General features: G+C 70.9%; 19 protein-coding genes, 3 tRNA genes and 1 pseudogene. 4 read left to right on the forward strand and 19 right to left on the reverse strand.

What is annotated here, in order from left to right; genetic code table 11:
• The first annotated feature begins 37 nt into the window (after nt 1–37).
• Nucleotides 38–1,918: a phosphoenolpyruvate carboxykinase (GTP) gene (locus ID810_RS08330; RefSeq protein ID WP_166856729.1), complete on the forward strand. Its 1,881-nt coding sequence runs from the start codon at nt 38–40 to the stop codon at nt 1,916–1,918.
• 75 nt (nt 1,919–1,993) lie between these two features.
• Here the strand turns inward: ID810_RS08330 and ID810_RS08335 are convergent, their stop codons facing one another.
• The 6 genes from ID810_RS08335 to pgsA form a co-directional block, all read right to left on the reverse strand.
• Nucleotides 1,994–2,503, reverse strand: coding sequence for a regulatory protein RecX (locus ID810_RS08335; RefSeq protein ID WP_166856727.1), 510 nt, complete (start codon nt 2,501–2,503; stop codon nt 1,994–1,996).
• A complete protein-coding gene (recA, locus tag ID810_RS08340) occupies nt 2,503–3,702 on the reverse strand; it encodes a recombinase RecA (RefSeq protein WP_166856725.1) in 1,200 nt (399 codons plus the stop codon). The genes ID810_RS08335 and recA overlap by 1 nt, the downstream gene beginning before the upstream one ends.
• Before the next feature lie 261 nt (nt 3,703–3,963).
• Nucleotides 3,964–4,185, reverse strand: coding sequence for a DUF3046 domain-containing protein (locus ID810_RS08345; protein WP_166856723.1), 222 nt, complete (start codon nt 4,183–4,185; stop codon nt 3,964–3,966).
• Between the two features lie 52 nt (nt 4,186–4,237).
• Nucleotides 4,238–4,654, reverse strand: a complete 417-nt coding sequence (locus ID810_RS08350) for a helix-turn-helix domain-containing protein (protein WP_188232596.1) — start codon at nt 4,652–4,654, stop codon at nt 4,238–4,240.
• 121 nt (nt 4,655–4,775) lie between these two features.
• Nucleotides 4,776–5,300 carry a CinA family protein gene (locus ID810_RS08355; RefSeq protein WP_413227872.1) on the reverse strand — a complete coding sequence of 175 codons (525 nt, stop codon included), beginning with the start codon at nt 5,298–5,300 and terminating at the stop codon, nt 4,776–4,778.
• A complete protein-coding gene (pgsA, locus tag ID810_RS08360; protein ID WP_166856719.1) occupies nt 5,297–5,914 on the reverse strand; it encodes a CDP-diacylglycerol--glycerol-3-phosphate 3-phosphatidyltransferase in 618 nt (205 codons plus the stop codon). The genes ID810_RS08355 and pgsA overlap by 4 nt, the downstream gene beginning before the upstream one ends.
• A gap of 25 nt (nt 5,915–5,939) precedes the next feature.
• On the opposite strand from pgsA, the gene ID810_RS08365 reads away from it, so the two are divergent.
• The gene (locus ID810_RS08365) at nt 5,940–7,301 is read left to right on the forward strand and encodes a CapA family protein (protein WP_166856717.1); all 1,362 of its coding nucleotides are present in this window, start codon (nt 5,940–5,942) and stop codon (nt 7,299–7,301) included.
• A 24-nt stretch (nt 7,302–7,325) separates the two neighbouring features.
• Here ID810_RS08365 and ID810_RS08370 read toward each other — a convergent pair whose 3' ends face one another.
• The 7 genes and pseudogenes from ID810_RS08370 to ID810_RS08400 form a co-directional block, all read right to left on the reverse strand.
• A complete protein-coding gene (locus ID810_RS08370) occupies nt 7,326–10,091 on the reverse strand; it encodes an FtsK/SpoIIIE family DNA translocase (RefSeq protein WP_166856715.1) in 2,766 nt (921 codons plus the stop codon).
• 82 nt (nt 10,092–10,173) lie between these two features.
• On the reverse strand, nt 10,174–11,091 hold the full coding sequence (locus ID810_RS08375; protein ID WP_166856713.1) for a PfkB family carbohydrate kinase: 918 nt from the start codon (nt 11,089–11,091) through the stop codon (nt 10,174–10,176).
• Between the two features lie 9 nt (nt 11,092–11,100).
• Entirely contained in the window at nt 11,101–12,735 is a 1,635-nt protein-coding gene (locus ID810_RS08380; protein WP_166856894.1) for a ribonuclease J, read from the reverse strand.
• Nucleotides 12,736–12,848: 113 nt separating this feature from the next.
• Nucleotides 12,849–12,974: pseudogene (locus ID810_RS08385) on the reverse strand (ATP-binding cassette domain-containing protein); the annotation flags it as partial.
• 182 nt (nt 12,975–13,156) lie between these two features.
• Nucleotides 13,157–13,229: transfer RNA gene (locus ID810_RS08390), tRNA-Glu, on the reverse strand.
• Nucleotides 13,230–13,262: 33 nt separating this feature from the next.
• Nucleotides 13,263–13,335 (reverse strand) — tRNA-Glu (locus ID810_RS08395).
• Nucleotides 13,336–13,407: 72 nt separating this feature from the next.
• Nucleotides 13,408–13,479: transfer RNA gene (locus ID810_RS08400), tRNA-Gln, on the reverse strand.
• A gap of 281 nt (nt 13,480–13,760) precedes the next feature.
• Here ID810_RS08400 and ID810_RS08405 point away from each other — a divergent pair.
• Nucleotides 13,761–14,570, forward strand: a complete 810-nt coding sequence (locus ID810_RS08405) for a hypothetical protein (protein ID WP_166856711.1) — start codon at nt 13,761–13,763, stop codon at nt 14,568–14,570.
• A 16-nt stretch (nt 14,571–14,586) separates the two neighbouring features.
• Here ID810_RS08405 and gltX read toward each other — a convergent pair whose 3' ends face one another.
• Nucleotides 14,587–16,155: a glutamate--tRNA ligase gene (gene gltX, locus ID810_RS08410; protein WP_166856709.1), complete on the reverse strand. Its 1,569-nt coding sequence runs from the start codon at nt 16,153–16,155 to the stop codon at nt 14,587–14,589.
• An 89-nt stretch (nt 16,156–16,244) separates the two neighbouring features.
• Between gltX and ID810_RS08415 the strand changes: the two genes are divergently transcribed.
• A complete protein-coding gene (locus ID810_RS08415; RefSeq protein WP_243856615.1) occupies nt 16,245–17,453 on the forward strand; it encodes a MalY/PatB family protein in 1,209 nt (402 codons plus the stop codon).
• A 70-nt stretch (nt 17,454–17,523) separates the two neighbouring features.
• Here ID810_RS08415 and ID810_RS08420 read toward each other — a convergent pair whose 3' ends face one another.
• From ID810_RS08420 to ID810_RS08440, 5 genes are all read right to left on the reverse strand, one after another.
• Nucleotides 17,524–18,357, reverse strand: coding sequence for a fumarylacetoacetate hydrolase family protein (locus tag ID810_RS08420; RefSeq protein ID WP_166856708.1), 834 nt, complete (start codon nt 18,355–18,357; stop codon nt 17,524–17,526).
• A gap of 9 nt (nt 18,358–18,366) precedes the next feature.
• Nucleotides 18,367–19,899 (reverse strand): alanine/glycine:cation symporter family protein, encoded by a 1,533-nt coding sequence (locus ID810_RS08425; RefSeq protein ID WP_166856706.1) that lies wholly within the window; start codon nt 19,897–19,899, stop codon nt 18,367–18,369.
• 67 nt (nt 19,900–19,966) lie between these two features.
• Nucleotides 19,967–21,454, reverse strand: a complete 1,488-nt coding sequence (locus ID810_RS08430) for an alanine/glycine:cation symporter family protein (RefSeq protein ID WP_166856704.1) — start codon at nt 21,452–21,454, stop codon at nt 19,967–19,969.
• A gap of 3 nt (nt 21,455–21,457) precedes the next feature.
• Entirely contained in the window at nt 21,458–22,900 is a 1,443-nt protein-coding gene (locus ID810_RS08435; protein WP_166856888.1) for an alanine/glycine:cation symporter family protein, read from the reverse strand.
• A gap of 53 nt (nt 22,901–22,953) precedes the next feature.
• Nucleotides 22,954–24,447 (reverse strand): alanine/glycine:cation symporter family protein, encoded by a 1,494-nt coding sequence (locus ID810_RS08440; protein WP_166856702.1) that lies wholly within the window; start codon nt 24,445–24,447, stop codon nt 22,954–22,956.
• Between the last annotated feature and the right edge of the window lie 60 nt (nt 24,448–24,507).

Consider the following 24,507-nt stretch of genomic DNA (forward strand, 5'->3'; position numbering starts at 1 on the left):
GCCTTCCGCTCAAGGCCCCTTCACGATTGGAGATCCTGTGACTCACTCCGCCTCGGCCCTGACGCGGGCCGGACTGACCAACACCCACGTCCATGAGTTCGTCGCCGAGTGGTCGCGCGTGCTGACCCCCGACCACATCGAGGTGATCAGCTCCGACGACGACGCCCGCCTGCTCTCCGAGGCCCTGGCGGACGGCGAGATCCTCGAGGCCGGCCACGGCCGCTACCTGGCCCACAGCCACCCCAAGGACACCGCCCGTTCCGAGGAGCGCACGGTCGTGTCCACCCACGACCCCGCCGACACGGGCGTCTACAACAACTGGCGCCACGCCGAGGAGGTCCGCCCCCAGCAGGTCGAGCGCATGAGCGGTGCCATGACCGGCAAGACCATGTACGTCGTGCCCTATCTCATGGCCCCTCCCGGCTCCCCGCTGCAGCGCTGGGCCGTGGGCGTGGAGCTGACGGACAACCGCGTCGTCGTGCTGCAGATGCTGCGCATGGCCCGGGTGGGCGTGCAGTACCTCAATGACCTGGTGGACCCCGCCTTCTTCGTGCGCGCCGTCCACGCCACCGGGGACCTGGACGCACTGGGACAGGGCACCGCGGAGGACCAGCGCCTCTTCGCCACCATCGCCGACCGCCGCGAGATCCTGCACTTCGGCTCCGCCTACGGCGGCAACGCCCTGCTGGGCAAGATCGCCCACGGGCTGCGCCAGGGCTCCTACGACGGCTGGGCCTCCGGGCGCTTCATGGGCGAGCAGTTCATGCTCATCGGCATCCGGGACAAGGAGACCGGCCGCGTCTACCACGTGTGCGGCGGTATGCCCTCGGCCTCCGGCAAGACGAACCTGGCCATGATGCTGCCGCCCGCCGCGCTGGGCGAGCGCTACGAGGTCGACTTCTACGGCGACGACATCGTGTGGCTGCGCGTTGACGAGAACGACGGCCGCGTCTACGGCATGAACCCCGAGTACGGCACCTTCGGCGTCGCCAAGGACACGAACTGGGAGTCCAACCCCAACGCCATGCACGCCGTCGCCGAGGGTACGGGGACGCTCTTCGTCAACGTCGCCCACCACGAGGACACCCACGAGCTGTGGTGGGAGGGCAAGACCCCCGACTACCCCGAGGACGTCACGGGCTGGCGGGACTGGCGCAACGAGCGCATCGACGAGCGCCCGGCCGAGCGCCGGCGCTCGGGGGAGGACGCGGACCTGTGGAGCCAGAAGAACTCGCGCTTCACGGCCCGCCTGTCGGTGGTGCCCAACATCGCCGAGGACTACGAGCGCCCCGAGGGCGTACCCATCGACGCCATCATCTTCGGCGGCCGCTGCCGCGACCGCGAGCCCCTCATCCGCGCCATCACCGACCTGGCCGAGGGCGTCTACGACGGGTTGACCCTGGGCGCGGAGGCAACCTTCGCGGCCGAGGGCACCGAAGGGCGCCTGCGCTACGACCCCATGTCCATGCGTCCCTTCATGGCCTTCCCCGAGGGCGCCTACGCCCAGCACTGGCTCAACGTCCTGAGCCAGGCCAAGCACCAGCCCATCTTCGCCCACGTCAACTGGTTCCAGCGCGACGGCGAGGACGGCCACTTCCTGTGGCCCGGCTACGGGGAGAACCTGCGGGCGCTGCTGTGGCTCATCGACCTCAAGGAGGGCCGTGCTCAGGGACGCCAGACCCCGGTCGGCATCGTGCCGCTGCCCGAGGAGCTCAACCTCGAGGGCTTCGAGGGCTCGCGCGAGGACCTGGACCAGCTGCTCGAGGTCGACCTGGATCGCTGGTCGCAGGAGATCGCCCTGCGCGAGGAGCACCTGGGCCAGTTCGAGGGGCTTCCCGAGGAGATCTGGCAGGCCCACCGCCGGGTGAGCGCCGCGGTGGCCGAGGCCCGGGAGGCGACCACAGGGTCACAGGACTGACCCACTCACCGGGTGCGCCTCGGTGTCACGAACCGACAGCCGGGACGCCGGCGCGCACCTGAACCGGGCCCTGGCTCAAGCGGTCGCGTCGGCGGCCTCCTGGGCCAAGGCCTGCTCAAGCGCGTGAGCGCACACCTCGGTCGAGTAGCCCTTGCGGGCCAGGTGCGCCAGCACCCGGCGCCTGCGCACCTCGGGGGCCAGGGCACGGGTGAGAGTGAGCCTCTTGGCCGCGAGCTCGAGCGCCGCGTCGGCCTCGTCGTGGGCGTCGATCTGCTCGAGCGCCGCGGCCAGGTCCCGCTCACCGATGCCCTTGAGGCGCAGCTCCTGGGCGATGGCCCGCCGGGCGGCCCCCTTCTCGGCGAAGCGGGTGCGCGCGAGGGTCGCGGCGTAGGCGGCGTCGTCGACGACCCCGACGGTCTCGAGGCGGTCGAGCACCTCCTCGGCCACGCGCGGGTCCGTCCCCTTGCGGGCGAGGAGCCGGGCGAGGACGGCGCGCGGTGCGGCCGAGCGGTCGAGGCGGCGCAGGACGAGATCCCTCGCCGCCTCGACCTGCTGCTGGTGCTCGTCAGGGGTGAGCCAGGGCATCAGAAGCCGTCGGCGTCCTCACCGAAGGCGTCGGCCTCCTCCACCGCCTTCTTGCGCTTGCGTGCCGAAGCGCCGCCGCCTCCGGCGGAAGCCGCGGCGGCCTGGGGCGCGGCAGTCTGCGCGGCGGCCTGGGCCGCAGCCTGCTCGGCGGCCTCGGCAGCGGCCTGCGCCTCCTCCCTGGCCTTGCGGCCGGCCTCACCGATGCCCAGGACACCCAGGATCTTGTTCTCGATCTCATTGGCGAGCTCCGGGTTGTCCCGCAGGAAGGTGCGGGCGTTCTCCTTGCCCTGGCCGAGCTGGTCCGTACCGTAGGTGAACCAGGCGCCGGACTTGCGGATGACACCGTTCTCGACGCCGAGGTCGATGAGCCCGCCCTCGCGGGAGATGCCCTGCCCGTAGATGATGTCGAACTCGGCCTGCTTGAAGGGCGGGGCCATCTTGTTCTTGACGACCTTGGCGCGGGTCCGGTTGCCCACGGGCTGGTCCCCGTCCTTGAGGGTCTGGATACGGCGCACGTCGATGCGCACGGAGGCGTAGAACTTCAGGGCCTTGCCACCGGTGGTGGTCTCCGGGCTGCCGAAGAACACGCCGATCTTCTCGCGCAGCTGGTTGATGAAGATGGCGGTGGTGCCGGTGGCGGACAGGGCTCCGGTGATCTTGCGCAGAGCCTGGCTCATGAGGCGCGCCTGGAGGCCGACGTGAGAGTCGCCCATCTCCCCCTCGATCTCCGCCTTGGGCACGAGCGCCGCCACCGAGTCGACGACGATGATGTCCAGGCCGCCGGAGCGGATGAGCATGTCCGCGATCTCGAGGGCCTGCTCGCCGGTGTCCGGCTGGGAGACGAGGAGGTTGTCGGTGTCCACGCCCAGCGCCTTGGCGTAGACCGGGTCGAGGGCGTGCTCGGCGTCGATGAAGGCGGCGTTGCCGCCGGCCCGCTGGGCGTTGGCCACCGCGTGCAGGGCGACCGTCGTCTTACCGGAGGACTCGGGGCCATAGATCTCGACGACGCGCCCGCGCGGCAGCCCGCCGATGCCGAGGGCGACATCCAGTGCGGTCGAGCCCGTGGGGATGATGGCCACCGGCGGGCGCGAGTCGTCACCCAGGCGCATGACGGAGCCCTTGCCGAAGGACTTGTCGATCTGGGCGAGGGCGGTGGCCAGGGCCTTGGCGCGGTCCTGGGTCTGGTTGGCTGCGGGCATTGCTCTACCTCGGTCTCGTGCGGCTCCTCGCCGCGGCGGTCAGGGCTGGTCCTTCAGGACGGGTTCCCCTCTCCGGGGCCCGTGGGTGACGCTATGCCGGACCACTGACACGTATCCCAGACCGAGCCGCCAACGGTGGACAACCATGACCGGGAGGTCACCTGGGGACGACAGTAGTCGTACAGGTGTTCGAGATACCAACTGGAGCCCCGGCGTGTCACGATCCAATCCGGTGCCCGGCGCACCGCCCGCAATGCCCGGCTACCTCTTGCGCGGGTCCTCCCGGTAGACCCAACGGTCCGCCTCCGAGGCGTCCGTCTCGTCACACAGGGCGTCCCACACCCGCCGCGGGCTCTCCCCCGCGTCCAGGGCTTCCTGGGCGGTGTGTCCCAGGCCCGGCAGCACGAGGTCCTTGACCAGTGAGCGGCCGTAGGCGGAGCCGTAGACGGCCTCCACGGCGCGCCAGAGCTCGGAGTGCTTCATGGCGCCACTGTCCGTCCTGCCCCATACCCCGACGTCGCGCGGTGACGCGGGCTCAGCGCAGGAAGAGGCGCTGCTGACGCACGAGCTCGTCGGGGACGGTGTCCGGCACGCTCACGCCCTCGGCAAGGGCGATGCGGTCCGAGACCTCACGCAGCACGGCGGACAGCGGGGCGTCGAGTGCCTGGCAGATCGAGGCCAGCAGCTCGGAGGAGGCCTCCTTCTGCCCGCGCTCGACCTCGGAGAGGTATCCGAGGGAGACTCGGGCCTGGGAGGAGACCTCGCGCAGGGTGCGTCCCTGGTGCTGGCGCACCGAGCGCAGCACCTCGCCGATCTCGCGGCGCAGGAGGACGTTCTCAGTCTTGACGGGTTCCACGGGTGCACCGTATCCCGCCGTCGGCGCCGCGCGCATGGCGGTCCTGCCTGCGGGACGCACAGGGCGAGAGGTACGGGGCTGGTTCGTCTTATTCATCGCTGGGTGCAACCGTTCGGTTCGTAGTTTCATTCCCGCCCCCGGTCCCGGTACCACCCGGCCCCCCGGGGCGTCGGAGGGATCTTCACCCGCCTGCCTGGGAGAAGAGGTGGAGGCAGCCTCAGCGGATCCTGGGAGAGCGCAGCATCTCCAGGGCGAGGCCGACGACGGCCTCAGCGGACCCCAGACGCACCTGCGCCCGGTCACCGTCCAGCCGCAGCGCGCGCTCGGCCCCACCCCACGGGGTGACGACGGCGACGTGCACGGTCCCGGCCTCGTGGCCGTCCGCGGGCCCGGGGCCCGCCACACCCGTTGTCGCCAGGCCGAGGTCCGCGCCCAGCACGCGCGCCACGCCCCGGGCCATCTGGAGGGCGACCTCGCCGTCCACGGGCCCGGTGCGCGCCAGCAGCTCGGCGTCGACCCCCAGCACCTGCGCCTTGACCCGTGTGGCGTAGGCCACGACTCCGCCGAGGAGCACGGCGGAGGCCCCGGGCACGCCCACGAGGGTGGAGCACACCATCCCACCGGTGAGGGACTCGGCGACGGCGATCGTGCGCCCCTGCTCGCGCGCGGCCTCCAGCAGCTGCTCCGCCTGCCCGGCAAGGCCTCGCCCGCCCGCAGGGCTCACGGTCGCCGCAGGGCTCACGAGCTCGGCTCCATCCGCGACAGGACGACGGCCTGGCGCACATAGTCCAGGCCGGAGACCACGGTGATCACCAGCGCGGCGCCGACGACGACGTAGGCCAGGAGCTCCAGGACGTGGGCCGCGCCAGCCGGTAGGAAGGCGCCCCAGGGCACGAGCAGACCGATGATCGCGGTGATCTGCAGGACCGTCTTGAGTTTGCCTCCCCGCGAGGCCGCCATGACGGCCCGGCGCAGCATGAAGAAGCGCAGCAGGGTGATGCCGAGCTCACGCACGAGGATCGTGAAGGTCACCCACCACCACAGGCGGCCGTCAACGGACAGCGCGATGAAGGCGGACAGCGTCAGTGCCTTGTCCGCGATGGGGTCGGTGATCTTGCCGAAGCTCGTCACGAGGTTGAGCGAGCGTGCCAGGTGCCCGTCGAGCTGGTCCGTGAGGGCGGCGACGGCGAAGACCACGGCCGCGGCCAGTCTCATGGCGTCGCCCGGCTGCAGCACGAACCAGACGAAGACCGGCACGAGCAGCAGGCGCAGCACCGTCAGCGCGTTGGCGATGTTGAGCAGCGGCACCCTCGCGCCGGGCCCGCCCTCGTTGGTGGGAGTATCTGTCTCGCTCATCACGTCCAGCCTATAGCCTGGGTGCGTGAGCAGCCGCACGCGAGGTCTCTCCAGCACCTCAGCCTCCGTCCGAGCGGGTGGTGGCAGGGCGCGGCGCCACGGCGCGGCCGTCAGGCGCCCATGGTGGCGCGCCGCTGTCGTGCTGCTCCTCGTGCTCGGCGTGGCCACCGCGGGTGCCCTCGCGCTGCGTGAACGCCTGGACGGTGGCGCGGTGTCGCTGCCCCCCACCGCCTCGCCCTCCCCCACCGCGGCGGCCCCCGCCCCATCGCCGACGCCGAGCCCCACCCCCGAGCCGGTGCCTGACGTCCGCTTCACCATCGGCTACGCCGGCGATGTCCTGACCCACATGCCCGTCATCGAGGACACGGCCGGTGGGGGCGGGGACATCGCGCCGCTCATCGCCGGGGCCGTGCCCTGGACCGCGGGCGTGGATCTGGCCCTGTGCGGGATGGAGCTGCCGGTCTCACCGATCGGCGTCGCCTCGGGCTACCCGGTCTTCGCCTCCGTGCCCGCCGTCGTCACCGCGCTGGCCGCCTCCGGCTACGACGGCTGTGCAACCGCCTCCAACCATGCCTGGGACCAGGGCTTCGAGGGCGTGCTGGCCACCGCCGACCAGCTCGCGGCTCATGGCATGGGCTATGCCGGCACCAACCGCAGCGAGGCGGAGGCGGCCACCGGCTACCAGCTCTACACGCTCGAGCGCGAGGGCGTGAGCGTCACCGTCGCCCAGATCTCCACCACCTACAGTCTCAACGGCTTCGTCGCGGATCCCGCCTGGGCCGTGGACCTCAACGACGTCGCCACCGTCGAGGCCCGGGCCCGTGCGGCCCGCGCGGCGGGCGCCGACGTCGTCGTCCTACACACCCAGATCGGTGAGGAGTACCTGCTGGAGCCGGTGGACGCTCAGCGCGAGTACGCCGCCGCCGTCGCCGCCACCGGTCAGGTGGACCTACTGCTGGGCGCGCACCCGCACGTGCCCCAGACCAACGAGCTGCTGCCCGGCGGGCCTGGGGGCAGGGGCATGTGGGTGTCCTACTCGGCCGGCAACTTCCTGTCGAACCAGTCCGAGGCCCAGAGCACCGTCATGGCGGGCATCGGCCTGTTCGTGTGGGCCGACGTCGTCGTGAGCACCGCCGTCGACGGCAGCCGTGAGGCGCGTGTGGAGGCCCTGCACTGGCACCCCTTCACGGTGGACAACGACGGCGGGCACCGCATCATCGACCTGGCGGCCGCCCAGCGCGGTGAGGTCCCCGAGGGCTGCACGCTCTCGGAGTGGGAAATCGCTCGCCGTTGGGAGGCGGTCATGGCCACGGTCAACAACGCGACCTACAGCGACGAGGTGCCCTCCCCCACCGGTGATGGGCCGGTGGCACTGCCGCGCTCCTGAGCCGGGACCTTCACCGGGAGGCGCTCACCAGGAGGGGCCGCGGTTGGTCAGGCTCCAGGCGTCCTCGGAGTCCTCCTCGGCGCTGTCGTCCTCCCAGGACGGCGACTCCCGGCTCCCACGCTCCGCCTGGAGGGGGTCGGTGGCGTAGCGGTCCGTGGCGGCGCCCTCGCGCAGTCCGGAAGGCACGCGCGCGGCGGTCGCGACGCCGGCGCCCGGGTCCTCGATCTCGGGGGCCGCCCCGTCGCCCCTGATCCAGGCCAGGGTCTGCTCCAGCTGCTCGGGCTGGACGAGCACGTCGCGGGCCTTGGAGCCCTCGGAGGGGCCGACGACCTCGCGGGACTCGAGCAGGTCCATGAGTCGGCCGGCCTTGGCAAAGCCGACGCGCAGCTTGCGCTGAAGCATGGAGGTCGAGCCGAACTGGCTGGTGATGATGAGCTCGGCGGCCTGCAGGAGCAGGTCCATGTCGTCGCCGATCTCCTCGTCGATCTGCTTCTTGACCTCGGGGACGATGACGTCCTCGCGGTAGTCCGGCTCGAGCTGGCGCTTGACGTGATCGACCACGGAGCGGATCTCCGACTCCGTCACCCAGGAGCCCTGGATACGCACCGGGCTGGAGGCGCCGGGACCCAGGTAGAGGGCGTCACCCTGGCCGGTGAGGGTCTCCGCGCCGTTCTGGTCCAGGATGACGCGCGAGTCGAGCTGGGAGGCGGTGGCGAAGGCCAGGCGTGAGGGCACGTTGGACTTGATGAGACCCGTGACCACCTGGGCCACCGGCCGCTGGGTGGCGAGCACGAGGTGGATGCCTGCGGCGCGCGCCAGCTGGGTGATGCGCTGGATGGAGGCCTCGACGTCCTTGGGGGCCGTCATCATGAGGTCGGCGAGCTCGTCGACGACGACGAGCAGGTAGGGGTAGGGGCTGATGACGCGGGCGGAGCCCTCCAGGGGCTGGACCTCGCCGGCACGCACCGCCTTGTTGAAGTCGTCGATGTGCTTGTAGCCGAAGGAGGCGAGGTCGTCGTAGCGCGCGTCCATCTCCCGCACCACCCAGTCCAGGGCCTCGGCGGCCTTCTTGGGGCTCGTGATGATGGGGGTGATGAGGTGCGGGATGCCCTCGTAGACGGTCAGCTCGACCCGCTTGGGGTCGACCAGGACCATGCGTACCTCCTCCGGGGTGGCCCGCATCATGATCGAGGTGATCATCGAGTTGACGAAGGAGGACTTACCCGAGCCGGTCTGCCCGGCAACGAGCAGGTGGGGGGTCTTGGCGAGGTTGGTGACGACGTAGTCGCCCTCGACGTTCTTGCCCAGGCCGACGACGAGCGGGTGGGCCTGCTTCCTGGCAACGCTCGAGCGCAGGACGTCACCGAGCTTGACCATCTCGCGGTCGGAGTTGGGGATCTCGACGCCGATGGCGCTCTTGCCGGGGATGGGGGTGAGCAGACGGATCTCGTCGCTGCCCACCGCGTAGGCAATGTTCTTCTCCTGGCTGGTCACGCGCGAGACGTTGACGCCGCGTCCCAGGTGGACCTCGTAGCGGGTCACCTGCGGCCCACGGGTGTAGCCGGTGACGGTGGCGTCCACGCCGAACTCGGCGAAGACGCCCTGGAGGCACTCGACGATGGCGTCATTGGCCTCGGTGCGCGTGGCGTGGCCGGGGCCGGGCTCGAGGAGCTCGTCGGCCGGCAGGGTGTAAGCGCCGCCGTCGGGCAGCGTCATCTGGTTCAGGGCGATCTCGTCGGCAAGGTCGAGGACGTCGTCGCCGCGGACCTGGGGGGTCTCCTCGGTGACGGCGTCCGGCTCGGTGGGAGGCACGGGGCGCGGGCCGCCGACGGCGCCCGGGCGGGCGGCGGGGTTCACGCGCACGGCGGGCGGCTCGTCGTCCAGGAGGCCGAGCAGGTCGGCGTCGGGGGTGATGACGGTGGTGGCGGCGTCGCGCGAGACGTCCTCCTGCTCGGCTGCGCTCAGGTCCTGCGTGGCGACCTGGAGCGGGTCCGGGGTGCTGCGCGGGCGGCGGGGGCGGCGTCGGGAGGGTCCGGACTCGATGGCGCTGACGAAGGGCTCGTCGGCCTCGTAGGAGTCCAGGCGCGAGGTCTGCGCCTGCTCGGCCTCCTCACGCTCGGCGCGGGCCGCCCGGCGCGCGCGCAGGCTGTCGATGAGGCGCAGGGCCAGGGAGTCGTCGCTCGGGTCCTCGTCCAGCCGCGGTTCGCCGCGCCGCTCGCGCATGAGGTCGCGCACCTCGGCGACGGTCAGGCCCGACATGACGATGAGGGAGAAGACGATGAGGAGGATGAAGAGGATGACGGCGCCGATGGCGCTGAAGAGCACGGTGAGTGGGTAGCCGACCGCCCAGCCGAGCAGTCCGCCCGCCTCCTCGATGGGGGCCAGGCCGTCGGTGATGGTGGGGTTGCCCTTGGCGACCTGGATGATGCCGGTCAGGCCCGCGAGGACCCCGAGGCAGCCGACGGCCACGCGCGCGTGGACGGGACTCATGCGGTGCACGCGCAGCATGCTCACGCCCAGGGCGGCGAGCAGCAGCGGCACGATGACCCCGAACAGGCCGACGGGCCCGGCGGCGATGTGGTGCAGCACGCCACCGGCCATGCCAGAGACGCCGAACCACTCGCGCAGGGCGATGACGACGGCGAGGGCCAGCAGGAGGAAGGCCCAGGCGGTGCGGCGCATGCGCGCACCGGGTTGCGCCTGAACCGTGGGCGGTTCGGCCTGGGTGGTACGGCTGCGACGGCCGGAGCCGCGCGAGGGAGACGGGGTCGAGGAGCGACGAGTGGCCATGATGCTGCGACGCTAGCGGCTCTTGTGGGGCGCGGGCGGCTGCCACGCCGCCGGGGGCGGTGTGCTGTCGCCGTGTGCGGGCTCAGCCCTCGGCGAGCAGGGCGTCGATCTCGTTGCGTCGGGGGGCGCGGGCCGGTCCGAGCCGGGAGACGGCCTCGGCGGCGGCTGCGTTGGCCCGGCGGGCGGCCGAGACGACGTCGAGGCCGTCCATGAGGCCGGTGACGAGGACCCCGGTGTGCGTGTCCCCCGCCCCAGTGGTGTCGACGACGTCGCAAGCGAAGCCGGCCACCTCCAGGTGCTCGCCCGTGGGCAGCCACAGCTCGCAGCCGTGCACGCCGGTGCGCCGCACGACCAGGGCCTGGGGCGCGGCCCCGCGCAGCCGGTCGGGGCTGCCCAGGCGGGCGATGATCTCGGTGATCTCGAGCATGTTGCCCGTCAGCAGGGTGGTGCGGGCGAGGATGGGCATGAGGATGGCGTCGCCGATCTCGGCCTGGGCGGGCCCGAGGTCGAGGATGAGCCCAACCCCCTGCGGCAGGGTGAGGAGCCAGTCGGACAGGGGTTTGGCGGAGCTGGCGTGGGCGAGGTCGTAGCCGGTGCAGTAGACCCAGTCGCCCTCGATGAGCTCCAGGCGCTCGAGGTCCTCGACCTGGGGCTCGGCCTCGATGCCCTCGGTGGTGATGAAGGTGCGCCTGCCTGAGGGCTCGATGAGTGTGGTGCAGGTGCCGATGTCCCCGACGAGCTCGTCGACGACGAGCTCAACGCCGTCGCTGAGCATCTCGCGGCGCACCTGGGCCGAGTTCGGCCCGGTGCCCAGGGTCGCGGCGAGGGCGGTTGGCAGGCCCTGGCGGGCGACGGTGGAGACGACCGTGTAGCCGCCGCCGACGACGGGCCCTGAGGAGACGGCGGTGACGGCGCCGCCGGGTGCGGGCACGCGCTCGACGCGCAGCGGCAGGTCCACGAGGACCGAGCCGGTCGAGATGAAGCAGGGTGGGCGCAGCACGGGCGGCTCTCAGGCCTCGATGACGACGGGCACGATCATCGGGCGGCGCTTGAGCCGGCGTCCGACGAAGCGTCCCAGGGTGCGGCGCATGACCTGCTGGAGGGAGTGCGCGTCCTGGTTGCCCTTGTCGAGGGCCTCCTGGAGGGCGTTGGTGACGTCGGGGAGGATCTCGCCGAAGACGGCGTCGTCCTCGGCGACGCCGCGGGCCTGGATGTCTGGGCCGGCGAGGATGGTGCCGGTCTTGGTCTCGACGACGGCGTAGACGCTGACGAAGCCCTCGGTGGCGAGGATGCGGCGGTCCTTGAGCTCGGTCTCGTCGATCTCGCCGACGCTGGAGCCGTCGACATAGATGTAACCGCAGGGCACCTGCCCGGCGATGCGGGCGGTGCCGTCCTTGAGGTCGACGGCGACGCCGTCCTCACAGAGCATGACGTTCTGGGGCGGGATGCCGGTCTTGACGGCCAGGGCGCCGTTGGCGACGAGGTGACGGATCTCGCCGTGGATCGGCATGACGTTGCGCGGGCCGACGATGTTGTAGATGTGCAGCAGCTCCTCGGAGGAGGCGTGGCCGGAGACGTGGACCTTGGCGTTGCCCTGGTGGACGACGCGCGCACCCAGGCGCATGAGCTGGTTGATGACCCTGTACACCGAGTTCTCATTGCCGGGGATGAGGGAGGAGGCGAAGATGACCGTGTCGCCCGGCTCGACGGTGATGGTGCGGTGCTCGCCGTGGGCCATGCGCGACAGGGCCGCCATGGGCTCGCCCTGGGAGCCGGTGACCATGAGGACGCGCTGGTCCTCGGGCAGCGAGGGCAGGTCGCGGGCGTCGATGAGGACGCCGTCGGGAACCTTGAGGTAGCCGCGTTCGGCGGCGATGCCCATGTTGCGCACCATGGAGCGCCCGACGAGGGCGACGCGGCGGCCGTGGTCGGCGGCGGCGTCGAGCACCTGCTGGACGCGGTGCACGTGGCTGGCGAAGGAGGCGACGATGATCTGCTGGTCGGACTCGGCGAAGACGTTGTCCAGGACCGGGCCGATCTGGTTCTCGTGGCCGATCATCCCGGGGACCTCGGCGTTGGTGGAGTCGACGCAGAAGAGGTCGACGCCCTCGTCGGCGAAGCGGGCGAAGGAGCGCAGGTCCGTGATGCGCCCGTCGATGGGCAGGGAGTCGACCTTGAAGTCGCCGGTGGCCAGGACGTTGCCGGCCTCGGTGCGGATGAACACGGCCATGGCGTCCGGGATGGAGTGGTTGACGGCCACGAACTCCATGTCGAAGGGGCCGTAGGAGACCTCCTCGTGCTCGGTGACGACGTCGAGGACGGGGCGGATGCGGTGCTCCTTGAGCTTGGCCTCGACGAAGGCGAGGGTGAGCTCGCTGCCGACCAGCGGGATGTCCTCGCGCAGGCGCAGGAGGTAGGGCACGCCACCGATGTGGTCCTCGTGCCCGTGGGTCAGGACCAGGGCGACGACGTCGTCCATCCGGTCCTCGATGGAGGAGAAGTCGGGGAGGATGAGGTCGACGCCGGGCTGGTCCTCCTCGGGGAAGAGGACACCGCAGTCGACGATGAGGAGCTTGCCCGCGAGCTCGAAGACGGTCATGTTGCGGCCGACCTCGCCGAGCCCGCCGAGCGGGGTGATGCGCATTGCGCCGTCGGGGATCGGACCGGGGGCCTTGAGCGTGGGGAAGTTCGTCACGGCCGCAGTCTAGAGCAGCCGTCCTGGCGGCGATGAGGTCGTGGCCCATGACGCCGGCATGCCCGGAGGGCGGTCGACTTCCCTGCCCCGTTGGGCCCGAGGAGGCCGCAGACGGTGCCGGTGGACACTGTCAGGTCGAGGTGGTCGACGGCGGTGAGGGAGCCGAAGCGCCTTGTCAGACCGTGAATCTCAACGGCCGGTGGGGCTGCGCCCCCCGGGGCCGTTGGCCCTGCCCCGCCCTACCAACGAGGAGTCCGTCTCGCCCCCACCCCACACGTGTCAGGAGTCAGGTCAGCGGTCCGCAGCCGTGGCAGCCGTCGCGAAGGCCCGACCACCTGCGGTGGTCGGGCCTCATGGCTTCGATATGGAGTACCCCGTACCGGATTTGAACCGGTGCTGCCGCCGTGAGAGGGCGGTGTCCTGGGCCGCTAGACGAACGGGGCCTTGATTCAGGGGCGTTGCGGCCGCCTGACTCGTACCCCGTACCGGATTTGAACCGGTGCTGCCGCCGTGAGAGGGCGGTGTCCTGGGCCGCTAGACGAACGGGGCCTCATGTACTTGTGGTGGGCGCAGGAGCAACCGGACCCGGGAGGATACCGGCAGCCACTCCCCTGCTCTCCGCTGGGGTACCAGGACTCGAACCTAGAATGGATGAACCAGAATCACCTGTGTTGCCAATTACACCATACCCCAAAAGAAATGGTGCGTTCCCAAGCGTCTTCCGCTCGGGGCGGCGGGAAGTAATCTACACGCCGCCCGTCAGCCCACCAAATCTTCCTCGCGTGAGTGCGGACACAACGTCCGTCCGCAACGCGCCACCGGCTCACCCGGATGGCGAGCGCTCCCCGGGCAGGTTCCTCTCGCACCGACGCCCGACGCCCGTAAACTCCAGGTGAGGGTGCTGCGCCGACGCCGCCCTCACCGGCCTCTTAGTTCCCGCACAACTGCCCGATAGCTCTCCACAGCACGGAGGGATGATGACCTTGGACCCGCACTGCCCCACCCGCACCCGGGTCCTGCGCGCCCTCGCGACCGGCCTGTGCCTGACCAGCTGCCTCACGGGCCTGGCCGCCTGCTCAAGCGGCGGGGACGACTCCGGCACCGAGGTCGGCACCGCCCCGTCCGCGGACGGAGGCGTGCTGTCCGCCGCCACCGCGCGCCCCTCGATCGAGCAGACGCGGCTGCCCTCCCCCACCGCGACAGCCTCCACGGCGTCCGGAGGACTGGGCACCCGCCCCACCGACGCACCCAAGGTCCAGCCCACCGCCTCCTGGACGCCACCCGAGGTGCACTTCTACAACGAGAACTGGAGCTACTGGTACCAGGACGACTCCGTCACCAACCAGAACTCCATCACGTCTCAGGGCAACTTCGAGGGCTACCGCACCCACGTGGGCACCTGCATCGGATTCGCCACCCGAGACATCGACGAGGCCACCCACTTATCGGGCCTGAGCGACGAGGTCCTCAGTGCCAGCCTCCTCGACGGCTCCACCAACATGGACATCTTCACCGAGACCTCCCGCGAGCGCATCTCTGTCGTGAGGGATGACGGCGGAACCGTTGAGGGCTACAACGTCACCTACACCGGTACCTACACGTGGGCCGATGGCCCCGGGGAGATTCACGGCTACCGATTCGCACGCACCGTGAGCAACGCCGGGCTCAACTTCGTCGTCATGCTTATATGTCGGGCGGGCGACGAGATGACGCTCGAGCAGTGGCACGAGGTGCTGGCCGGCATGCGCCTGACGGGGGTGAGCGGCGGCCCGATGGGCGAGTGAGCCGCTGCTCGCCTCGTCAGCCCAGGCGAGCGCGCAGCGCCCGCAGGCGTGCGAGTGAGGACTCGGCGCCCAGGATCTCCATGGACTCGAACAGCGGCGGGGAGACCTGCCGCCCGGTGACGGCCACGCGCAGGGGGCCGAAGGCGAGGCGGGGCTTGATGCCCAGGCCCTCGACGATGGCCTCGCGCAGGACCTCCTCGAGGCGGGTGGTGCCCCACTCGTGCGCCCCCAGCCCCTCGAGCGCGGCCAGGGCGGCGTCGAGGACGGCGGGCGCGGAGTCCTTGAGCTTGGACACGGCGGTGGCGTCCAGCTCGAGCGCGTCGTCGCTGGTGAACAGGAAGCCCAGCATCTCGCGGGCCTCGCCGAGCAGCTGCACGCGGGTCTGGATGAGGGGGGCGGCGGACGAGAGCACCGTCTGCTCACGTTCGGTGAGCTCGGCGAAGACCGGGGCGCTGACCAGCGGGCGGCTGACCCACTGCGGGTCGGCCGGGTCGGGGAAGGCATCCGCGAGGTAGGGCACGAGCCGGTCGCGGAAGTCCTCGCTCTCAAGCAGGCGCACGTGCTCGGCATTGATGGCCGCGCACTTCTTCGGGTCGAAGCGCGCGGGGTTCGGGTTGACGTCGGCAACGTCGAAGGAGGCGATGAGCTCGGCGGGGCTGAAGACGTCCCGGTCCTTGGACAGGGACCAGCCCAGCAGTGCCAGGTAGTTGAGCAGGCCCTCGGGGACCATGCCCCGGTAGCGGTGGATGAGGAGGTTGGACTCCGGGTCCCGCTTGGACAGCTTCTTGTTGCCCTCGCCCATGACGTAGGGCAGGTGGCCGAAGCGGGGCATGACCTGGGCCCGGCCGATCGCCATGAGGGCGCGGTAGAGGACCACCTGGCGGGGTGTGGAGGACAGCAGGTCCTCGCCGCGCAGAACGTGGGTGATGCCCATGGCGGCGTCGTCGACGGGGTTGACGAGCGTGTAGAGAGGGTCGCCGTTGGCGCGCACGACGACGTAGTCGGGCACGGATCCGGCCTTGAAGGTGATGGGGCCGCGCACGAGATCGTCAAAGGTGATGTCCTCGTCGGGCATGCGCAGGCGCAGGACCGGCTCGCGCCCCTGGGCACGGAAAGCGGCCTTCTGCTCCTGGCTGAGGTCCCGGTCGAAGCCGTCGTAGCCGAGCTTGGGGTCCTCCCCGCGCGCGCGGTGGCGCTCCTCAACCTCCTCGGGGGTGGAGAAGGACTCGTAGAGGTAGCCGGCCTCGAACAGCTCGGCGGCGACCTGCCGGTACAGGTCCATGCGCTGGGACTGGCGGTAGGGCTTGTGAGGCCCGCCCTTGCCGACGCCCTCGTCCCAGTCCAGGCCGAGCCAGGACAGGGAGTCGAGGATCGCGTGGAAGGACTCCTCGGAGTCGCGGGCGGCGTCAGTGTCCTCGATGCGGAAGACGAAGGTGCCGCCCGTGTGGCGCGCGTAGGCCCAGTTGAACAGGCAGGTGCGGACCATGCCGACGTGCGGGGTGCCCGTCGGGGAGGGGCAGAAACGCACGCGGATGGGCGAGGAGCCGACGGCGGGAACGGTGAGCGGGAGGTGGGTGGCACTCATGATGGGCCAAGACTAGCGCCCACCGCCCCACCCCTCGGGCGCGGCTTCGCCATGGTGCGCTGGAGCGGATCACACCTAGACTCATCCCTGTGACACCAGCGAACCTGTCCCCCACCGCACACGAGCTCGAAGCCTCCTGGGACGCCCTGACCGCTGAGGAGCTGCGCCGACGCGGCTCGCTGAAGTGGACGGTCGAGCCTGGCGTCATCGGCGCCTGGGTCGCTGAGATGGACCTGGGCACCGCCCCCGCCGTGACGGCGGTGCTTGAGCACGCGGTGCGCGACAGCGCCTTCGGCTACACCTCCCCCGTCCTCAACCAGGCACTGCGCGAGGCCACGGCCCGCTACCAGCGCGAGGTCCACGACTGGCGGGTTGAGGCCGAGGATGTCCTGGCGCTGCCGGATGTGCTGTCGGCCCTGCGGGCCATCATCGCCCGTCACACGCCCGAGGGCAGTGCCGTCATCGTGCCGACGCCCGCCTACATGCCCTTCCTCCGGATCCCGGGAGAGCTGGACCGCGAGCTCATCGCGGTGCCGGCCCGGCGCACGCGCGTCAGTGCCGACGCCGCTGCGGGCTGGGCGTTGGACTTGGATGCCATCGAGGCTGCGATGGCGGCCGGCGCCGGTCTGCTGGTGCTGTGCCACCCGTGGAACCCGGTGGGCCGGGTACTCACGCACGAGGAGCTCGACGCCGTCGCCGCACTGTCCACCCGCTACGGGGTGAGCGTGTTCTCCGACGAGATCCACGGGCCCCTCGTCCTGGACCCGACGCTGGCCCACACCCCCTACGCCAGCCGCCCGGGGACTGACCCGGACCTGACGTTTACGGCGACAGCGGCCTCGAAGGGCTGGAACATCCCGGGCCTTAAGTGCGCCCAGCTCGTCGTCTCCGGCGAGGCCCGCCGCAGCTGGGAGTCGTCGGCCCTGTCGCGCAACCTGTCCAACCAGGGTGCCGGGATCGGTGCTATGGCGACGATCGCCGCCTATGACGAGGGCCGGGAGTGGATTGAGGCGGTGCGTCGCTACGTGCGCGCCACCGCCGGTGAGGTCGAGCAGGTGCTGAGCGCTGCCGGGGTGGGCGTCACGCGCCCTGAGGGCACGTACCTGGCCTGGCTGGACCTGAGCGGGACGGCGGCGGCCGCGAGCCCCGCCCGCTTCCTGCTGGAGCGGGCGCGGGTGGCCGTGAACGACGGCGTGACCTTCGGCCGCGGCTTTGAGTCCTTCGCCCGCCTGAACCTGGCGGCCCCGCGGCCGCTGGCCCTGGAGACCGCGTCAAGGATCGCCCAGGCGTTGGCCTGAGCGGCACTCACCTGTGCGCCAGTCAGGCTCGGACCCAGCGGCGCGAGCGGCCCAGCGGCCCACGAGCAGGTTAGCGGCGCACGACGGGGTTGGAGAAGGAGCCGATGCCCTCGACCTCGACCTCGACGCGCTGCCCGGCACGGATCTCGCCGACGCCGGCGGGGGTGCCGGTGAGCAGGACGTCACCCGGCAGCAGGGTGAAGACCTGCGAGACGTAGGAGATGAGGTGGGCGACGTCCGTGATCATGTCGCGTGTGCTGCCCTCCTGGACCACCCGGCCGTCCACGCGGGTGCGGATGAGGGCGTTGGCGGGGTCGAAGACGCCGTCGCCGGGGGCCCGCCCGGGCTCGGGGACCTCGATCCAGGGGCCCAACGGGCAGGAGGTGTCGAAGCCCTTGGCCCTGGCCCAGGTGGTGTCCGAGCGCTGGGCGTCGCGGGCGGAGACGTCGTTGGCGACGGTGTAGCCCAGGATGACCCGGGGGGCCTGCTCGGGGCTGAGGTCCTTCGCCAGGGACTTGATGACGACGGCGAGCTCGGCCTCGTAGTGGGCCTCCCGCGTCCAGGGGGGCAGGACGATGGGCGCATCGGGCCCGATGACCGAGGTGTTGGGCTTGATGAACACGATGGGCTCGGCTGGTGCCTCGCTGCCCATCTCAGCGGCGTGGGCCGCGTAGTTCTTGCCGATGCCGATGACCTTGGAGCGGGGAATCACCGGTGAGACGAGGCGGGCCTCGGACAGGGGGATGACTTCTCCGGTGGCTTCGGGGACCTGGTAGAGGGGGTCGCCCGTGAGGACGATGAGGTGTCCCGGGGACTCTCCCGACGGCGAGCGCTCGCCGTCGGGCAGCCCCTCGACAATGCCGTAGCGGAGCTCGTCACCGGTGGAGAAACGCGCGATCTTCATAGCCCGAGCCTAGCGGCCCGAGTGCTCGGCGTCGGCGGTCCACACGTCGCCGGGCAGCTCGCCGGGCAGGTGCGGGTTACCCGGGGCGACGAAGCGGATGTGGTCGATCTCGCCGGCTGTGAGCGCCCGGTTCTGGGACTCCCAGTCACGCAGGGCGCCGAAGGCCCACGTGCCCAGGGCGAGGATGGCGACGATGTTAATGACCGCCATGACCCCCATGGCGACGTCGGAGAGGTTGATGACGAACTCCAGGGAGGCGACCGCACCGACGGCGGTGGCGACGAGGATGATGGAGCGCAGCCCGTAGTGCGGCTTGGCCTTGCCGTCCCTGGCCGGGCGCAGGAAGTCCATGTTGATCTCGGCGTAGGTGTAGTTGCCCAGCAGCGAGGAGTAGGCGAAGACGAAGATCACCGCGGTCATGAGGTACTTCGTCCATCCTCCCAGGGCGGAGGCCACCGAAGTGCTGGTGAGCGTGGCGGCGGCGCCCTCGACGGCGGTGGACGGCTCGTAGACGCCCGAGAGCAGGATGATGAGGGCGGTGGCCGTGCACACGATGATGGTGTCGACGAACACGCCCATGGACTGGATGAAGCCCTGCTTGACGGGGTGGGAGGTGGTGGCGGTCGCGGCCGCGTTGGGGACCGAGCCCTGGCCGGCCTCGTTGGAGAACAGGCCGCGCTTGATGCCGTTGATGGCGGCGGCGTACAGGCCACCGGACAGGCCCGCGAAGGCCTGGTTGAGACCGAAGGCGCCCTGGATGATCTGCGTGAGGGCCACGGGGACCGCACCGATGTTGAGCGCGAGGATGAGCAGGGCCATGCCGGCGTAGACGAGCGCCATGACCGGGGCGATGACCTCGGCCACGCGGGCGACGGGCTTGATGCCGCGGAAGACGACGGGGCCGGTCAGGGCCACGAGGAGGGCGGCGCTGGCCCACGGGGACAGGTTGAAGGTGTCCTGCAGGCTTGAGGAGATGGCGTAGGACTGGGTGGCCTCGTAGGCGAAGCCGAAAACGAAGGTGATGACGACGGCGAAGACGGCCCCCCAGGTGCGCGAGCCCAGTCCGCGCTCGATGTAGTAGGCGGGGCCGCCGCGGAAGGTGCCGTCGGGGTGGCGGACCTTGAAGAGCTGGGCGAGAGTGGACTCGATGAAGCCGGTGGCCATGCCGACCGTGGCGACGAGCCACATCCAGAACACTGCGCCGGGCCCGCCCATGGTGATGGCGACGGCCACGCCGATGATGTTGCCGGTGCCGATGCGAGAGGCCAGGCCGATGGCGAAGGCCTGGAAGGAGCTGATGCCCTCGTCGTGGTGCTTGGCGCTGGAGCGCGAGGTGAAGACCGTGCGGAGCATCGCACCGAACAGGCGCACCTGGACGAAGCGGGTGCGGACGGTGAAGTAGAGGCCGACGGCGATGAGGACCCAGGCGAGGAAGGAGCCGTAGAGGTAGTCCGAGACCAGGGAGAGCCGGTCGGTGGCGACGTCGATGATGCTGGGGGCGGCGTCTGAGGCCGCTGCGTTCAGAAGGACGGGGGCGGTCATGGCGCCAGCGTAGGGTCTGCCGATGTCACCCCCGTTTCGCAGTGGGCGCGGTGGGGCGCAGCGGAGCTCAGCGCAGTGCCGGGGCCCAGACGTCTCCGGGCAGGTTCCCGGGCAGGTGGGGGTTGTCGGTGGCGACGAAGCGGATCTCCTCAGCCTCGCCGTCGGCGAGAGCGCGACGCTGGGCCTCCCAGTCGCGCAGGGCGCCCACGGCCCACGTGCCCAGCAGGGCCAGGGCGACGAGGTTGATAACGGCCCCCAGTCCCAGGAGCACGTCGGCGAAGGTCCACACGGTGGTCAGCGCGGTCCCACCGCCGATGAAGGCGCAGGCGACGGCACCCACCCGCAGGGCGGTGGTCACCCAGGGGGCGCGGGTGAGGTAGTCGAGGCTGACCTCGGCGTAGGAGAAGGCCCCCAGGATGGTGGAGTAGGCGAGCACGAGGACGAGGATGGTCATGGGCCAACTGGTCCAGTCCCCCAGCACGGAGGCGATCGCCGTCTGGGTGAGTGTGCCGGACAGGTCGGCGCCGTCGGCCCCGGTGACGCCCGCCTGGTAGACGGACGGGTTCTCGGCCCCGGCGACGAGGATGGCCAGAGCGGTGGCCGTGCAGATGAGCAGCGTGTCCACAAGGACCCCGAAGGACTGGATGAAGCCCTGCTGGACGGGGTGGCGCACGGTGGCGGAGCCGGCGGCGCAGGCCGCTCCTCCCAGCCCGGCCTCGTTGGAGAACAGGCCGCGGCGCACACCGTTGAGGATGGCGGCGGACACGCCTCCGGCGACTCCCGCCAGGCCCTGGCGCAGGCCGAAGGCCCCGGAGACGATCTCGCCGAGCGCGCTGATGGTCTGGGCGGGGTGGGTGAGGATGATGGCGGCGACGAGCACGAGGTAGACACCGGCCATGAGCGGGGCCATGAGCTCGGTGACGCGGGCGATGGAGCGCAGGCCGCCCAGGAGCACCGGGGCGACGAGGAGGGCGACGAGCGCGGCCCACACCCAGGGGCTCACGTTGGCGCCGAAGGTGGAGGAGACCGAGGAGCCGAGGGTGGCGGTCATGGCGTTGGCCTGGACCATGGGCATGGCCAGGCCGTTGGCGACCATGAACAGGACGGCGAAGATGCCGCCAACGGTAGGCAGGCCCAGCCCGCTGGCGATGTAGAAGGCGGGCCCCCCACGGTAGGAGCCGTCACCGCGCCGCACCTTGAACACCTGTCCCAGGGTCGCCTCGGTGAAGGCGGTGGCGGTGCCGACCAGAGCGACGACCCACATCCAGAAGACGGCGCCCGGCCCTCCCAGGACCAGGGCGAGGGCGACGCCGACGATGTTGCCGGTGCCCACCCGGCAGGCCAGGCCGACGGCGAAGGCCTGGAAGGAGGAGATACCACCCTCAGCGCCGGAGCGCGAGCCGGAGACGGAGCGCAGGATGGCGCCGAGGTGGCGCAGCTGGACGCCACGGCTGCGGATGGTCAGTAGCAGGCCTGCGCCGATGAGGAGCCAGACGAGGATGGTTCCAAACAGCCAGTTCGACAGTGTGCCAAGGAGATCGTTGAGCAGCGCCACGGTTCAGTCCTCCCAGACGCCGTCGACGGTGTCACCGGGCAGGAGGGGGTTGCCGTGACCGTGGAAGACGGGCAGCTCGGTACCGGCGGCCCGCTGGGCCTCCCAGTCCTTCAGGGCACCGAGGACCCAGCGCGAGAGCAGGACAACGACGATGAGGTTCATCAGGCCCAGGAACCCGAGGGCGATGTCCGTCAGGGCCCACACGACCGGCAGGTCGAGGACGGTGCCGGCGAAGGCGGCGGCGGTGAGCATCAGGCCCAGGGCCTGCTCGGCGCGGCGCTCGCCGCCCAGGAAGTTGACGTTGACCTGGGAGTAGGAGTAGCAGCCCAGGACCGTGGAGAAGACGAGGACGAAGATGAGCACGACCATGGGCCACAGGGCCCATGCCCCCAGATGCTCGACGACGGCCTGCTGGGTGAGGACCGCGCCGACCAGCCCCTCCTCGCCGGGCTGGTAGGTGTCGGTGGCGAGCAGGATGAGGAATCCGGTGGCGGAGCACACGAGGATCGTGTCGACGAAGACCCCGAAGGCCTGGATGAGCCCTTGCTGGACGGGGTGGGCCACGGTCGCGGTGCCGGCGGCGTTGGGGACGGTGCCCAGACCGGCCTCGTTGGAGAACAGGCCGCGGCGCACACCGTTGAGGACGGCGGCGACCAGGCCCCCGGCGATGCCGAAGAGCGCGGAGTCGAGGCCGAGGGCGCCCTTGATGATCTGGGCGAGGACGGTGGGCAGCTCGGTGACGTTCATGGCCATGACGACGAGCGTGACGAGCACGTAGACCAGCGCCATGAGCGGGGCGACGACCTCGGTGACGCGGGCAACGCCCTTGAGCCCGCCGAGCACGACGGGCAGGACGAGCAGGACGAGGGCGACGCCGACCATCCAGGGGGACACGGTCTCGACGGTGGCGTGCACGACGCCGGCCAGCGCGTTGGTCTGGACCATGACGACGGTGATGCCGACGCTGACGATGCAGATGGCGGCGAAGACGGCACCCCAGGCCCGCGAGCCCAGGCCGTTCTTGATGTAGAAGGCGGGCCCGCCGTGGAAGGTGAGGTCGCGTCCGCGCTCCTTGAAGACCTGGGCGAGGGTGGACTCGGTGAAGGAGGTGGCCATGCCGATGAGGGCCACGACCCACATCCAGAACAGGGCGCCGGGCCCGCCGGCGACGATGGCGATGGCGACACCGGCGACGTTGCCGATGCCCACGCGGGCGGCCAGGCCGACGGCGAAGGCCTGGAAGGAGGAGATGCCGCCCTCAGCGCCCGAGCGCGAGGAGGTGATCGTGCGGACCATCGCGCCGAAGTGGCGCACCTGGACGGCGCGGGTGCGGGCGGTCAGGTACAGGCCGACGGCGACGAGCAGGACGGCCAGGACATAGGTGTAGAAGGTGTCGGAGAAGGTGCTCAGGCGGGTGGCGAGGTCGTGAGCGCTCAGCGCGGGCATGAGCGCGGTGGTGGCGTGGGTGACGGCCGAGGCGGCGGCTGTGGACATGGGGATCAGGACTCCTTGGTGGCGGTCGTGGAGGGGACGCGGGTCCAGACGTCACCGGGGACGTCCGCAGGCAGGTAGGGGTTGTCGGTGCCAACGAAGACGGGCTCGGCGATGCCGTCATGGCGCTGGGCCTCGTAGTCGCGCAGGGCGCCGGTGCCCCAGCGGAACAGCCAGACGAGCGCGATGAGGTTGCTCAGGGTCATGACAGCCATGGCGATGTCGACGGCGTTCCACACGACGTCGAGGCTCAGGACCGCTCCGGCGGTGGCGGACAGGACGGAGATGACGCGCACCGTCCAGGAGGCCCAGCGCTTGCCGCCGGTGATGTAGTCCATGTTGACGTCGGAGTAGACGTAGGCGGCGATGATCGAGGAGTAGGCCAGGACGAAGATGAGCACGGCCATCGGCAGCACGGTCCAGCCGCCCAGGCCGTGGGCGACGGCGAGGGTGGTGAGGGTGGAGGGGTTGGCCCCCTCGGCGCCCCAGGTGGCGGGCCCTGAGATGAGGATGACGAAGGCGGTGGCAGTGCACACGATGACGGTGTCGACGAAGACGCCGAGGGACTGGATGAGGCCCTGCTGGACGGGGTGGGAGACGGTGGCGGTGGCGGCGGCGTTGGGGGCGGTGCCCTGACCGGCCTCGTTGGAGAACAGGCCGCGCTTGGTGCCGTTGATGACGGCGGCCAGGATGCCTCCGCCCAGGCCGCCGACGAGAGGCTCGGGCGCGAAGGCGGAGGTGAGGATCCAGCCGATGACCTCGCCGAGCAGGTGGATGTTGCGCAGGCAGATGATGGCGACCAGGACGATGTAGACCAGGGCCATGACGGGGGCCAGCCACTCGGTGACGCGGGCGACGGCGCGAATGCCACCGAAGACGACCATCGCGGTGAGCACGAAGACGAGGGCGGCAACGACGAGCTGCGCGGCGCTGAGCCCACCGAAGCCGGGCAGGGCGGAGTCGGTGCCGCCGAAGGCGGCCACGAGGGTGCCGGCGACGGCGTTGGCCTGCACCGAGGTGATGATGAAGCCGCAGGTCACGATGGAGATGATGGAGAAGACGACGGCCATGGGCTTGGAGCGCATGCCGCGGGCCATGTAGAAGGCGGGCCCACCCCGGTAGGAGCCGTCGTCGGAGCGGACCTTGAAGATCTGGGCGAGGGTGGCCTCGAAGAAGGCGGTGGACATGCCGACCAGGGCGACGACCCACATCCAGAAGACGGCACCGGGGCCTCCCATGAGCAGGGCTGCAGCGACGCCGAAGACGTTGCCGATGCCCACGCGGGCGGCCAGGGAGATGGCAAAGGCCTGGAAGGAGGAGATGCCGCCCTCAGCGCCGGTGCGTGAGCCGGCGACGGCGCGCAGCATGCCGGGCAGGTGGCGCACCTGAACGGCGCGGGTGACAACGGTGAGGAACAGGCCGGTGGCGATGAGCACCCACATGGTCACGTGGGAGGTGATCCAGTCGGCGATGACGAGAAGCTCGTGGGCGAGCGCATCCATGGGGTGAGCCTTCGGCAGGGGGTGGGGGCTGTCCGGCGCATGTTCTCACACCCGGGCGAG

Origin of the sequence: Actinomyces respiraculi, from assembly GCF_014595995.2 — a bacterium.
Taxonomy (GTDB): domain Bacteria; phylum Actinomycetota; class Actinomycetes; order Actinomycetales; family Actinomycetaceae; genus Actinomyces; species Actinomyces respiraculi.